The 13,505-nt window shown below is 64.1% G+C and carries 12 protein-coding genes; 2 read left to right on the top strand and 10 right to left on the bottom strand.

Annotated elements, in window-relative coordinates; genetic code table 11:
- Nucleotide 1: 1 nt before the first annotated feature.
- From JOY50_RS18475 to tcyJ, 7 genes are all read right to left on the bottom strand, one after another.
- On the bottom strand, nt 2-802 hold the full coding sequence (locus JOY50_RS18475) for a MetQ/NlpA family ABC transporter substrate-binding protein (RefSeq protein WP_019473682.1): 801 nt from the start codon (nt 800-802) through the stop codon (nt 2-4).
- Nucleotides 795-2,186 (bottom strand): LLM class flavin-dependent oxidoreductase, encoded by a 1,392-nt coding sequence (locus tag JOY50_RS18470; protein ID WP_132842768.1) that lies wholly within the window; start codon nt 2,184-2,186, stop codon nt 795-797. Before JOY50_RS18470 ends, JOY50_RS18475 begins: the two co-directional genes overlap by 8 nt.
- The gene (locus JOY50_RS18465) at nt 2,186-3,367 is read right to left on the bottom strand and encodes an SfnB family sulfur acquisition oxidoreductase (protein WP_243055610.1); all 1,182 of its coding nucleotides are present in this window, start codon (nt 3,365-3,367) and stop codon (nt 2,186-2,188) included. The genes JOY50_RS18470 and JOY50_RS18465 overlap by 1 nt, the downstream gene beginning before the upstream one ends.
- Nucleotides 3,368-3,508: 141 nt before the next feature.
- The gene (locus JOY50_RS18460; protein ID WP_132842772.1) at nt 3,509-4,750 is read right to left on the bottom strand and encodes an SfnB family sulfur acquisition oxidoreductase; all 1,242 of its coding nucleotides are present in this window, start codon (nt 4,748-4,750) and stop codon (nt 3,509-3,511) included.
- Nucleotides 4,751-5,076: 326 nt separating this feature from the next.
- On the bottom strand, nt 5,077-5,835 hold the full coding sequence (gene tcyN / locus JOY50_RS18455; RefSeq protein WP_086976025.1) for an L-cystine ABC transporter ATP-binding protein TcyN: 759 nt from the start codon (nt 5,833-5,835) through the stop codon (nt 5,077-5,079).
- 2 nt (nt 5,836-5,837) lie between these two features.
- On the bottom strand, nt 5,838-6,506 hold the full coding sequence (gene tcyL, locus JOY50_RS18450; protein WP_016497537.1) for a cystine ABC transporter permease: 669 nt from the start codon (nt 6,504-6,506) through the stop codon (nt 5,838-5,840).
- Nucleotides 6,503-7,297 carry a cystine ABC transporter substrate-binding protein gene (gene tcyJ / locus JOY50_RS18445; RefSeq protein WP_132842774.1) on the bottom strand — a complete coding sequence of 265 codons (795 nt, stop codon included), beginning with the start codon at nt 7,295-7,297 and terminating at the stop codon, nt 6,503-6,505. The genes tcyL and tcyJ overlap by 4 nt, the downstream gene beginning before the upstream one ends.
- A gap of 390 nt (nt 7,298-7,687) precedes the next feature.
- Here tcyJ and epsC point away from each other — a divergent pair, with 390 nt between their 5' ends.
- Together epsC and betT are read left to right on the top strand one after the other, a co-directional pair.
- A complete protein-coding gene (epsC, locus tag JOY50_RS18440) occupies nt 7,688-8,620 on the top strand; it encodes a serine O-acetyltransferase EpsC (protein WP_243055609.1) in 933 nt (310 codons plus the stop codon).
- Between the two features lie 229 nt (nt 8,621-8,849).
- Complete coding sequence (gene betT / locus JOY50_RS18435) at nt 8,850-10,853, top strand: choline transporter BetT (protein WP_019472328.1); 2,004 nt, start codon at nt 8,850-8,852, stop codon at nt 10,851-10,853.
- Nucleotides 10,854-10,987: 134 nt separating this feature from the next.
- On the opposite strand, the gene tauD is transcribed toward betT, so the two are convergent.
- Genes tauD through tauB form a run of 3 tightly spaced genes read right to left on the bottom strand, consistent with a single transcriptional unit; the run spans nt 10,988 to nt 13,494 of the window.
- Nucleotides 10,988-11,821, bottom strand: coding sequence for a taurine dioxygenase (gene tauD / locus JOY50_RS18430; RefSeq protein ID WP_019472327.1), 834 nt, complete (start codon nt 11,819-11,821; stop codon nt 10,988-10,990).
- Between the two features lie 48 nt (nt 11,822-11,869).
- Complete coding sequence (gene tauC / locus JOY50_RS18425; protein WP_132842778.1) at nt 11,870-12,709, bottom strand: taurine ABC transporter permease TauC; 840 nt, start codon at nt 12,707-12,709, stop codon at nt 11,870-11,872.
- Nucleotides 12,706-13,494, bottom strand: coding sequence for a taurine ABC transporter ATP-binding subunit (gene tauB, locus JOY50_RS18420; RefSeq protein WP_016497543.1), 789 nt, complete (start codon nt 13,492-13,494; stop codon nt 12,706-12,708). The genes tauC and tauB overlap by 4 nt, the downstream gene beginning before the upstream one ends.
- Nucleotides 13,495-13,505: the final 11 nt, after the last annotated feature.

The following is a 13,505-nucleotide window of genomic DNA, read 5'->3' as shown; positions in this document are numbered from 1 at the left end:
GTCAGCCTTCCCAGCCGGCTTGGTAGAGCTTGCCGTGGGCTTTGTCCAACGCTGCGCGCACCTCGGGCGAGTGCTGGTAGATGTCGACGAACCTGGCCAGGCGCGGGTCGTCCTTGCTTTGCGGGCGGATGACGAACTGGATCACGTACTCCTTGTTTTCCAGGCCGTCGAACAGCAATGCCGAGGTGGCATCGAAGGTGTTGGCCAGGCGGATGTAGGCCGGGTAGCCCTGCACCAGGTCGGCATCGTCGTAGGCGCGAACCAGCTGAACCGCCTCCACCTGAAGGATTTTCAGCTTTTTCGGGTTGGCGACGATGTCGTCTTCGGTGGCCTTGTAGCCAACACCTGGCTTCAGGGTGATCAGCCCGGCCTTGGCCAGCAGTAGCAGGCCACGGCCGCTGTTGATCGGGTCGTTGGCGATGGCCACGCTGGCGCCTTCAGGCAGCTCGGCGAAGCTCTTGTACTTTTTCGAGTACAGGCCAACGTTGTTGATGATGCCCGGCGCGTAAGGCACCAGGTTGAAGCCTGCCGCAGCCTTGGCGTTCTCAAGGAACGGGATGTGCTGGAAGTAGTTAACGTCGATGTCACCGCTGTTGAGGCTGACGTTGGGCGCGATCCAGTCGCTGAACTCGATCAGCTTCACTTCCAGACCTTGCTTGTGCGCTTCTTCCACGGCAGCCTCCAGCGGGATGGCGAAGGCAGAAGTGGTGCCGATCTTCAGCGGTTCGGCAGCCAGGGCACTGGCGGACAGGCCCAGGGTGAGGGCAAAGGCCGCGACGGGCCGGAACAGTTTCTCAAGCATGGTGCAGGGCTCCAGTCGGGGCAGGGGTCGGGGTAAAGCGATAGGTCGAGCCCGGGTGATCGGCGGGCAGGTGCGCGTGGTCAGCCTGGAACAGCTTTTCGCGCAGGGTGCCTTCGGCGTAGGCGGTCTTGTAGCGGCCACGCTGTTGCAGCTGCGGGATGACCAGGTCGATGAAGTCCTCGAAGCTTTCCGGGGTGACAGTGCGGGTCAGGTTGAAGCCGTCCAGCCCGGTTTCGTCGACCCAGGCGATCAACTGTTGGGCCACCTGTTCCGGTGAGCCGACCAGGGTTACGTAGCGGCCACCCAGGGCGTGCTGTTCAAGCAGGCGACGGCGGGTCCAGGCGTTGTCCTGCAACTGGCGCGTGGCGGACTGGATGGCATTGCCCTGGCTGAAGCCAATCGGCTCGTCCAGCCCGTAGGCCGCAAAGTCGATGCCGGTGGATGCGGCGAAGTGCGCGACGCCGGCCTCGGGGCTTGCATGGCGCAGGTATTCGGCATGCTTGGCCTGGGCCGTTTGCTCGGTGGCGGCGACGATCACCGTGATGCCCATGAACACTTTGACCGCTTGCGGGTCGCGCCCGGCGGCCCGGGCGGCCGCGCGTACCTTGTCGACCTGGGCGCGGGTGGCGGCCTTGTTTTGGCCACTGATGAACACGCATTCGGCATGGTTGCCGGCGAACGCCAGGCCACGCTGCGAGCTGCCGGCCTGGAACAATACCGGGGTGCGTTGCGGTGAGGGTTCGCTCAGGTGATAGCCCTCGACGTTGTAGAACTCGCCGTGGTGGCTGACCTTGCGCACCTTTTCGGGCTGGGCATAGACACGCTGCTCGCGGTCGGCGACCACGGCGTCGTCGGCCCAGCTGCCTTCCAGCAGCTTGTACAGCACTTGCAGGTATTCGTCGGCCTGGTCGTAGCGGCGGTCGTGCTCGGGCTGCTGCTCAAGGCCCATGGCCCGGGCGGCGCTGTCCAGGTAGCCGGTGACGATGTTCCAGCCCACCCGGCCATTGCTCAGGTGGTCGAGGGTGGAAAGGCGCCGGGCGAACAGGTACGGCGCCTCGTAGGTGAGGTTGGCGGTAAGGCCGAAACCCAGGTGGCGGGTGACCGCAGCCATGGCCGAAACCAGCAGCAGCGGGTCGTTGACCGGCAGCTGGATCGACTCCTTCAGGGTGACGTCCAGCGACTGGCCGTAGATGTCGTAGGTGCCGACGATGTCGGCAATGAACAGCCCGTCGAACAGGCCGCGCTCCAGCAGGCGTGCCAGGTCGGTCCAGTATTCCAGCGACTTGTATTGGGTCGAGGTGTCCCGTGGGTGGGTCCACAGGCCGTGGTTGATGTGCCCGATGCAGTTCATGTTGAAGGCATTGAGCAGAATCTGCTTGGCCATCAGATGGTCCCCCGGCGTGGTGGGTTGGCATCGTTGAGGTAGTAGTTGCCGATGGCGTGATACTTCCAGCGCACCGGGTCGTGCAGGGTGTGCACGCGGGCGTTGCGCCAGTGGCGGTCGAGGTTGTGCTCTGCCAGGGTGGCCTGGCTGCCGCCCAGTTCGAACAGCGCGGTACCGGCGGCGAGGGAAATCTCGGTGCTGATGGCCCGCGCTTCGGCCACGGCAATGGAGGCGGCGGCAACGTTGTCGGCAGTGCTGTCGTCGCGGGCGCGGTCGAGGTATTCGCCGGCGCGCTCCAGCAGGGCTTCGGCGGCATGCAGGCGGATCGCCAGGTGGCCGAAACTCTTCAGCGTCAGCGGGTCATCCGTGGCCTTGTCCAGGCCGGAGTCGACCCACGGGCGGCTGCGGGTGCGCACGAAGTGCAGGGCATCTTCATAAGCGGCGCGGGCGATGCCAGTGTCGATGGCAGCATGGAGGATCTGCGCCAGCGGCCCGACCGGCGTGGGGCGCTCGAATGCGCTCTGGAACGGCACCACATCAGCGGCGCTGACATACACGTTGTCGAACACCACCGAACCGCTGCCGGTGGTGCGCTGGCCGAAGCCGCTCCAGTCGTCGATCACCTGCAAGCCCTGGCTGTCGGCCGTGACGAAGGCCAGCTGCTGCACGCCTTGCTCATCGACAACCGAGGTAGGAATGCGCTGGGCGTAGATGGCGCCGGTGGAATAGAACTTGCGGCCGTTGATGCGAAAGCCCTCGCCGTCTCGGCTCAGGCGGGTGGTGCGTTCGTTGGCGGTCTTGGTGCCCAGCTCGGCCAGGGCATTGCCGAAGCGGCGGCCGGCGAGTACTTCGGCGTACAGGCGCTGTTGCTGCTCGGGGCTGCCGTTTACCCGCAGCACTTCCAGGCCGTAGAAATGGTTTTGCGGGATTTGCCCGAGCGAGCCGTCGGCCTGGGCGATACGGGCGATGACCTTGGCCAGGGTGACGTTGGACACGCCGGCGCCGCCAAAGGCCTTGGGCACGCTGATGGCCCACAGGCCGGAGCGAGTGAACAGCTCGAGTTCGGCGTGGGGCAGGCGGCGCTCGCGGTCGCGCAGGGCGCTGTCGCGGCGCAGTTGCTGGGCGATGTCCTCGGCGACGGCCAGGGCCTGGGCGTCGCTGGTGATGATAGCGATTGTCATAGAGTTCTCCGGGGGCCGCTTCGCGGCCCTTCGCGGGCTTGCCCGCTCCCACAGGTAAAGTGATGCCAGTTCAGGCGGCGGTAATCCTGTGGGAGCGGGCAAGCCCGCGAAGGGCTGCGCAGCAGCCCCAAAGGCAGCAAATCAGATCCAGGAATGCCGCGCAGGCAGGGTCCCGTTGAGGTGGTATGCGCCCACCGCGTGGTACTTCCAGCGCACCGGGTCGTGCAGGGTGTGCACCCGGGCATTGCGCCAGTGGCGGTCGAGGTTGAACTCGGCAAGGGTGGCGCGGCTGCCGGCCAGCTCGAACAGCTTCTCGCTGGCCTGCAGGGCAATTTCGGTGGTCAGCACCTTGGCCTCGGCTACCGCAATCGAGGCCCGGGCCGCGCCGGCTGAGTCGATGGGCGCAGCATTGACCTCGTCGAGTACCCGCGCGGCCCTGCGCAGCAGCGCTTCGGCGGCGTGCAGCTCAAGCTTCAGCTTGCCGATGTCGGCGATCACATAAGGGTCGTCGCTGGCGCGGTCCACGTTGGCTTCAATCCACGGGCGGGACTTTTCACGCACGAAGGTGATCGCATCATCGATTGCCGCTTCGGCAATGCCGGCGTCAATCGCCGCCTGAATCAGCTGCGAGGCTGCGCCCTGGATGTTGGGGATGTCCCGCTGGCGCCAGTTGTCGATCACCAGCTCCGCGTCTACCGGCACCTGGTCCAGCAGCACAGTGCCGCTGGCGGTGGTGCGCTGGCCGAACCCGGACCAGTCATCGACGATGCGCAGCCCCGGGCTGCCACGGCGCACGAACGCCAGGCGCTGACGGCCTTCCTCGTCGAGGGCTTTTACCGCCACCCAGTGGGCGAACAGGGCGCCGGTGGAGTAGAACTTCTCGCCGCTGATGCGATAGCTGTCGCCGGCACGGGTGATCCGGGCCCTGAGGGTAAGCGTGTCCTTGGTGCCGCGCTCGGGGCCGGCATTGCCGATGCGCCAGCCGTCGAGCACGCTGCGGAAGATCAGCGCCTGTTGCGCCTCGGTCGCCGTCAGGCGAATCAGTTGCAGCATGCCGAACTGGTTCTGTGGGATCTGCCCCAGCGCCGGGTCGGCGGCGCTGATCAGGCGGAACACTTCGGCTACGGTTTCGAACGACACGTCGGGGCCGCCGTGGGCCTTGGGTACGCTGATGCTGCCCAGGCCACTGCGGGTGAACAGCTCGATCTCCGCCCACGGCAGTTTGCGTTGCTGGTCGCGGCGGGCGGCTTGCTCGCGGGCAACCTCGGCCAGTTCGCGGGCCGCTTGCAAGGCTTCGGCATCGTTGCGCAGTACCTTGGCCGGCAGCAGCAGGGGCGAGCTGTCGAGATCGCTATGGAATTGGGTATTTGGCTGGCTGGACATCAGTACCGCTCCTTGGCTGCACTCAATGCCCTGGCGATACGCACTGGGGTGATTGTGATCCTGACCATTCCTGACCTCACAAAAAAGTTGTGTCGCTACAGCTGGTCGCGACAAAAGTGTGCTGGTCCGGTGGTCCGGTTTATATACCCTAATGCTTTATAAAAAGTTTATGAACTAACTCTTTGGAATATGTATAGAAGGATGGGATTTGCTTTTCATGTAGTGGCCCTATCGCCGGCAAGCCAGCTCCCACAGGTACGCCACATCATTCGAGCCCTGTGATGTACCTGTGGGAGCTGGCTTGCTGGCGATAGGGCCGGAACAGGTTACTCGGAGGCAGCAGTACCGAGGAACTTGCGCAGGAACTGGCGGGTACGCTCTTCCTTCGGCGCCGCAAACAGTGCCTTGGCCTCGCCCTGTTCCACGATCACGCCCTTGTCGAAGAAGATCACCCGGTTCGCCACGTCGCGGGCAAAGCTCATCTCGTGGGTGACGATGATCATGGTGCGCTTTTCCTCGGCCAGGCCGCGGATGGTCGCCAGCACTTCGCCCACCAGCTCCGGGTCCAGTGCCGAGGTGGGTTCGTCGAACAGGATCACCTCCGGCTCCATGGCCAGGGCGCGGGCGATGGCCACCCGTTGCTGCTGGCCGCCGGACAGGCGCCGTGGGTAGGCGTCTTCCTTGCCCGCCAGGCCAACCTTGGCCATCAGGCGCCGACCCAACTCGATGGCTTGCTCGCGGGGCGTCTTCTTGACGATCACCGGCCCCTCGATCACGTTCTCCAGGGCGGTGCGGTGGGGGAACAGGTTGAAGTTCTGGAACACGAACCCGGCCTGCTGGCGCAAGCGGCGTATCGCACTTTGCTGGCCACCCAGCGGGCGGTTGGCATCGATGCTGATGGCGCCGATCTTGATCTGCCCGGCGTCGGGGGTTTCCAGCAGGTTCAGGCAGCGCAGGAAGGTGGTCTTGCCCGAGCCGCTGGGGCCGATGATGGCCACCACTTCGCCGGGTTGCACGGTCAGGTCGATGCCGTTGAGCACGGTCTGGCCCTTGAACTGCTTGGTCAGGCCTTTGACTTCAATCATGCTCATTGCTCCTGATCATGCTGGTTGACCCGCGCTTCCATGCGGTTCTGGAAGTGCGCAAGGATGCTGCACAGCACCCAGTAGATGACCGCAACTGCCACGTACATGGTGAACACTTCGAAAGTGCGCGCGGTAATCAGCTGCGCCTGGCGGAACAGCTCGGGCACCTGGATGGTTGCCGCCAGCGCGGTGTCCTTGACCAGCGAAATGAAGCTGTTGCCCAGCGGGGGCAGGGCGGTGCGCAAGGCTTGGGGCAGGATCGCCCGGCGCATGGCCTGGACGCGGGTCATGCCGATACTGGCGGCGGCTTCCCACTGGCCACGGTCGATCGAGGAAATTGCAGCGCGCAGGATTTCGCAGATGTAGGCCGCCATGTTCAGCGACAGGCCGATCAGCGAAGCCGGGATGGGGTCGAGTTCGATGCCGATCTGCGGCATGCCGAAATAGATCACGAACAGCTGCACCAGCAGCGGCGTGCCGCGGAAGAACGACACGTAGATCCGCGCCAGCCAGTTCAGTGGCAAGATCTTCGACAGCCGCATCAGCGCCAGGGCAAAGCCCAGCAGCAGGCCGAAGAACATGCCGCCAACACTGAGCAGCACTGTATAACCCGCGCCCTTCAGCAGGAAGGGCGCGGAGTCGACAACGAGTTGCAGGCTTTCAGCAATCATTTGGTGACATCGGCACCGAAGTATTTTTCGGACAGCTTGGCCAGCGTGCCGTCAGCCTTGAGCTTGTCGATGGCCTTGTTGATTGCCGCCAGCAGTTCAGGCTCGCCCTTACGCAGCGCCACGCCGCTTTCCAGACGCGAGAAGGCATCGCCGGCCAGTTCGGTGTCTTTGGCTTTTTGCGCGTATTCCAGCGCGGCCAGGCGGTCGATCAGGATGGCGTCGATACGGCCGTTGCGCAGGTCGGCGAACTTGCTCGGGTCGTCTTCATAGGTGCGCACTTCGGCTTTCGGGACGTCCTGCTTGACCCACTGTTCGTAGTTGGTGCCCAGGCCCACGCCGACTTTCTTGCCGGCCAGGTCTTGCGCGGTCTTGATGTTCAACTGCTCGGCTTTCTTCTTCAGGATCAGGGCCTGGATACCCGAAACGGTGTAGGGCTCGGAGAAGTCGTATTTCTTCTTGCGCTCCTCGGAGATGGTCACCTGATTGACCACCACGTCCAGGCGCTTGGATTCCAGCGCGGCAAGGATGCCGTCCCACTTGGTCGGCTGGATCTTGGCCTTGACCCCCAGCTCCTTGGCCAGCAGTTCCGAAAGCTCCACCTCGAAGCCGGCCAGCTTGCCGTTCTCGTCCTGGAAGCTGAACGGTGGGTAGGTGCCCTCCAGGCCGACGTTGATCACGCCTTTTTCCTGGATGGTCTTCAACTGCTCGCCGGCGAACGCCTGGCTGAGCAGGCCGGCACCCAGCAGGATGGCCAGGCTGGCGTTGAGTAGCGGTTTGGCGAATTTCGACATGTCAGAGCCCCGCGCTTGTTGTGTAAGTAGTGAGGTGGCGACTATAGGGTTGGCTTCTTAGGCCAGGAAATAATAAAAAATTATTTTGTTATTCCCTTTTATATATTTGCCAGGGGTTGGCTGCTTTGAGGGTAGGCGAGGATGCTCACTCCGTCATCGCGGCTTATGCCCGACTTAGCGCAGGATGGAATAAAGCGATGTTTTTTCCAAGGGACGGATTTGCCGTAGAGTGGATCGCATGTAGGCAGGCCCGGCCCTTTCGCGGGCACGCCCGCTCCCACAGGTACAGCACAGGGCTCAATAGCGGTGCTGTACCTGTGGGAGCGGGCGTGCCCGCGAAAGGGCCGGGCCTGGCGAAAAACCAGATGGCCTATACGGCAGGAGAAAACCGTGAGCGAACAACCTTCATCCGCGCACTGGCAGTTGCAGAGCATTGTCACCGGCCTGCGCGGCGCCCGTGAGCAGTGGCGCACCCGCAATGGCCGTAGCATTGGCGAGCAGGGCGGGCGCGAGTTGCCGTCGCGCGAAGCAATGCGGCAGATCCTGGAGCAACTGTGCGGCGCGGTGTTCCCCATGCGCCTTGGGCCTGTGGACCTGCGCGAAGAGAGTGAAGACTTCTACGTTGGCCATACCCTGGATGCCGCGCTGACCGCCTTGCTGACCCAGGCGCGCCTGGAATTGCGCTATGCCGCCCGGCAAAGCAAGGCTGAACTGGCCAGCGTCGATGGCCATGCGTTGAAGCTGATCCAGGGCTTTGCTGCTGCGCTGCCGGAATTGCGGGTGCTGCTCGACACCGACGTGCTGGCCGCCTATCACGGCGACCCCGCCGCGCGCAGCGTCGATGAGGTACTGCTGTGCTACCCGGGTATACTGGCGATCATCCATCACCGCCTGGCGCATCACCTGTACAAGGCCGGCCTGCCGCTGCTGGCGCGGATCAGTTCGGAGCTGGCACATTCGGCCACCGGTATCGACATTCACCCAGGCGCACAGATCGGCCCGAGCTTCTTCATCGACCACGGCACCGGCGTGGTCATCGGCGAAACCGCGATCATCGGCGAGCGCGTGCGCATCTACCAGGCGGTGACCCTGGGCGCGAAGCGCTTCCCCAGCGATGAGTCGGGCACCCTGCACAAAGGCCTGCCGCGCCATCCGATTGTCGAGGACGATGTGGTGATCTATGCCGGGGCCACAGTGCTGGGGCGCATTACCATCGGCAAAGGTTCGACCATTGGTGGCAATGTGTGGCTGACCCGCAGTGTGCCTGCTGAAAGCAACATCACCCAGGCCAACCTGCAGCTGGATTGCCAGGACAAGAATTGATCTAGCATTGATATTGGCTGTTCCGGCCTCTTCGCGGGCAAGCCCGCGAAGAGGCCAGTGCAGGAGGACGCCAATCAGCGCCCCAATTCGCATTGAAATCCGATCCATGTTTAACTTGAACGCTTGTTCAATGTAAAAACGCTGGTCCGCTGCCGGTGTTCAACAGGAGGATTCCTTTGCTGAACCCGTTCATTCCGAACCTCACGTCATTCGACGAGGTGCACGCCCGATGAGTGCACCGAACCCTTCCGCCGCCAACGGCAAAATCCGCATGAACCCCCCGGTGTTCTACTTTGCGGCAAGTTTCATCCTCATCTTTGGCCTGGTGGTCATCTCCAACCCGCAAGCCGCAGGCGACTGGCTGCTGGCGGCGCAGAACTGGGCGGCCAACACGGTCGGCTGGTACTACATGTTGGCCATGACGCTGTACCTGGTCTTCGTGGTGGTCACCGCCTTGTCCGGCTACGGCAAGATCAAGCTCGGTGCCGACCACGACGAACCCGAGTTCAGTTACCTCTCGTGGGCCGGCATGCTGTTCGCCGCCGGCATCAGCATTACCCTGTTCTTCTTCTGTGTTTCCGAGCCGCTGACGCACATGCTGCAACCGCCCCAGGGCGAAGCGGGCACGGCCGAGGCCGGGCGCCAGGCGATGCAGATCCTGTTCCTGCACTGGGGCCTGCATGGCTGGGGCGTATTCGCCTTCGTCGGCATGGCGCTGGCCTACTTCGCCTACCGCCACAACCTGCCGCTGGCGTTGCGTTCGGCGCTGTACCCGCTGATCGGCAAGCGCATCAACGGCCCGATCGGCTACGCAGTGGATGGCTTCGGCATCATCGCCACAGTGTTCGGCCTGGGTGCCGACATGGGCTTTGGCGTACTGCACCTGAACGCAGGCCTGGACTACCTGTTCGGCATCAGCCACAGCCAGTGGGTGCAGGTGATCCTCATCACCCTGATGATGGGCGCGGCGGTGGCCGTGGCCGTCGCCGGGGTGGAGAAGGGCGTGCGGGTGATGAGCGACATCAACCTGTTCCTGGCCTGCGCGCTGCTGTTGTTCGTGCTGTTTGCCGGGCCTACCCAGCACCTGTTCAACACGCTGATCCAGAACCTTGGTGATTACCTGGGCGCTCTGCCACGCAAGAGCTTCGATGTGTATGCCTACGGTGATAACCGCGACTGGCTGGGCGGCTGGACCGTGTTCTACTGGGCCTGGTGGATTGCCTGGGCACCGTTCGTGGGCCTGTTTATCGCCCGTATCTCCCGTGGCCGCACCATCCGCGAGTTCGTCTTTGGCGTACTGCTGATTCCGCTGGGCTTCACCCTGGCGTGGATGTCGATTTTCGGCAACAGCGCCCTCGACCAGGTGATCAACCACGGCATGACCGCGTTGGGCCAGTCGGCACTGGATAACCCGTCGATGAGCTTGTACCTGCTGCTGGAAACCTACCCGTGGAGCAAGGCGGTGATCGCCACCACGGTGTTCATCAGCTTCGTGTTCTTCGTGACCTCAGCCGACTCGGGCACCGTGGTGCTGTCGACCTTGTCGGCGAAGGGTGGCGACGCAGACGAGGACGGGCCGAACTGGCTGCGTATCTTCTGGGGCGCGATGACCGCGCTGATCACCAGCGCACTGCTGTTCGCCGGCAGCATCGATTCGCTGAAGTCGGCGGTGGTGCTGACCTCGTTGCCGTTCTCGCTGATTCTGCTGTGCATGATGTGGGGGCTGCACAAGGCGTTTTACCTGGAGTCGCAACGGCAGATCGCGCAAATGCACTCGCTGGCCCCGTTCGCCCAGTCACGTCGCGGCCGTGGCGGCTGGCGCCAGCGCCTGAGCCAGGCGGTGCACTTCCCGTCGCGTGATGAGGTGTACCGCTTCATGGACGACGTGGTGCGCCCGGCGATTGCCGATGTGCGTGAGGTGTTCGAGCAGAAGGGCTTGGTGCTGATTACGCAGGACGACCCGAGCCACGACAACGTCAGCCTGAAGATTGGCCATGGCGAGGAACAGCCGTTCATTTACCAGGTGCAGATGCGTGGCTACTTCACGCCATCGTTCGCCCTGGGTGGGCTGGGTACGCAGGAGTTGAAGAACCGCCGCTATTACCGGGCGGAAGTGCACCTGAGCGAAGGCAGCCAGAACTATGACCTGGTGGGCTACAGCAAGGAGCAGATCATCAACGACATCCTCGACCAGTACGAGCGGCACATGCAGTACCTGCATCTGGTCCGTTAGATTGCCGGGGCCGCTTTGCGGCCCATCGCCGGCAAGCCAGCTCCCACAGGTAGCCCACAATCTTCAAACCTGTGGTAATCCTGTGGGAGCTGGCTTGCCGGCGATTGGAGGCCGAAGGCCTCCCCATCGGACTATCAGAAGGGTGCATCCCCAAGGATGGTTGCCCGGTGCATCACCCGCCGGTTCGGCCGGTAATCATCCACCGCAAAATGCTGGGTCACGCGGTTGTCCCAGAACGCCACGTCATTCTCCTGCCAACGCCAGCGAATGCTGAACTCCGGTCGCGTCGCATGGGCGAACAGCAGCCTCAGCAGCGCATCGCTTTCCAGTTCGCTCAGTTCATTGATGCGTGTCGTGAACCCCTCATTGACGAATAACGCCTTGCGCCCACTCACCGGATGCGTGCGCACCACCGGGTGCGACAGCGGCGGGTTGTTGCGCCGCGTGGCCTCCCAGCGCGCCAGGTCCTCCGGCGTGGTGCCAAAGCGCTCCAGCGGAAACGACTTGGTGAAGTCGTGGGTGGCGGTCAGCCCATCAAGCATCTCACGCAGTGGCGCCGACAAGGCTTCGAAGGCCGCAATGCCGCTGGCCCACAGGGTATCGCCACCGTAAGCCGGCAACTGCTTGGCGCTGAGCACCGCGCCCAGTGCCGGGGTCGGCAAAAAGGTCACGTCGGTGTGCCACACGGCGTTGTCGCGTACATCGGTGACCGCCGTGTCAAGTACCAGCACCTGCGGGGTTTCCGGCACGTTAGGGTAGATGGGGTGGATGTGCAGGTCACCGAAACGGGCAGCAAAGCGCGCCTGCTGCTCCGGGTTGATCGGCTGGTCGCGGAAGAACAGCACCTGATGCTGGAGCAGCGCCTGTTCGATGGCGTCGCGCTCTTCTGCAGTGATATCGCGGCTGATGTCCACGCCGCTGATCTGGGCACCAAGGGCCGGGCTGAGAGGGGTAACGGTCAGGCTCATGTCTTTTCTCGTTCTAGGCGCCGGGTTGCCGGCGTGGTCAGTCGGCAATCAGTGGCTCTGCCCGTGCCAGGGCACCAGTTTGCGTTGCAGGGCACGCAGGCTCATTTCCAGGGCGAAGGCGATCAGGGCGATCAGCAAAATGCCCAGCACCACCACATCAGTGACCAGGAACTGCGCCGCCGACTGGACCATGAAGCCCAGGCCGCTGGTGGCCGCAATCAGCTCGGCGGCTACCAGTGTCGACCAGCCGACCCCCAGGCCGATGCGGATGCCGGTGAGGATGTCGGGCAGCGCACTGGGCAGGATCACATGGCGGATCAGCTGTGCCTTGGTCGCGCCCAGCGACTGCGCCGCTCGCAGCTTGGCCGGGTCGACCGTGCGCACACCGGTGGCGGTGGCAATGGCGATCGGGGCGAAGATCGCCAGGTAGATCAGCAGCACCTTCGACAGCTCGCCGATACCGCACCAGATGACGATCAGCGGCAGGTAGGCCAGCGGCGGGATGGGCCGGTAGAACTCGATCAGCGGGTCGAGGATGCCGCGGGCCACGCGGTTGTAGCCGATGGCGATGCCGACCGGGATCGCGGTCAGGGTAGCGGCTACCAGCGCCAGGCCGATGCGGCCCAGGCTTGCGCCCAGGTGCTGCCACAGGCTGGCGTCCATGTAGCCTTGGGTCAGCAGGGTCCAGGCCCTGGCCAGGATGTCACCGGGCGAAGGCAGGAACAGGGGTTCGATCCAGCCGGCGGCTGTCACCAGCCACCAGACCAGCAGCAGGCTGCCCAGGGTCAGGGTGCTGATCCAGCGAGTGGACAGTGGCCGGCGTAGCTTGGCGGCTGGCCGGGTTTGGGCGTTGTGTTTGCCGGCTACCGGCAGGTCCAGGCTGCTCATGCGCGCTCCTGCAGGCTTTGGCGTTGGGAGAACACCCGCGCCAGTACATGCTCGCGGGTTTCGATGAAGGCGGGGTCGGACTTGATGGCCCGGGCCGATTCGCCAGCGGCATAGCGCTGGCCGAAGTCCAGTTGCAGGCGCTCCACTACGCGCCCCGGGTTGGGCGCCAGCAGTACCAGCTCGCTGGCAAGGAACACCGCTTCTTCGATGTCGTGGGTAATCAGGAACACCGGCTTGGCGGTGCGCTGCCACACCTGCAGCAGCAGTTCCTGCATCTGTTCGCGGGTGAACGCGTCGAGGGCGCCGAACGGCTCATCCATCAGCAGTACCCGTGGGTCGGCCGCCAGCGCCCGGGCCAAGCCGACGCGCTGCTTCTGGCCACCGGACAATTGCCAGATGCGCCGCTCGCCGAAGCCATCGAGGTCGACGAGGGCGAGCATTTCACGGGCCTTGGCCTCACGCTGGGCGCGGGGTACACCGGCCAGTTCGAGGCCGAAGGCGACGTTGCCCAGCACGTTCTGCCATGGCAGCAGGGCATCGTCCTGGAACACCACACCGCGCTCGGCACCAGGGCCCTGCACAGGTACGCCGTCGAGGGTGATGCGCCCGCCGCTGGGGGCGACGAAGCCGGCGATCAGGTTGAGCAGCGAGGTCTTGCCGCTGCCGGAAGGCCCCAGGGCCACCAGCAGCTGGCGTGGACCCAGGCTCAGGTTGATGTCGGCCAGCACCGGGGTGCTGGCGCCAGGGTACTGTGCGCTGATGCGCTCCAGTTCGAGCAAGGCCATGACGGGCTCCG

Source organism: Pseudomonas sp. BP01 (assembly GCF_022760795.1).
In the GTDB taxonomy this organism is placed as follows: domain Bacteria; phylum Pseudomonadota; class Gammaproteobacteria; order Pseudomonadales; family Pseudomonadaceae; genus Aquipseudomonas; species Aquipseudomonas putida_Q.
The sequence above is the reverse complement of the archived record's forward strand: the minus strand, read 5'-3'. Positions and strand labels throughout refer to the sequence as shown.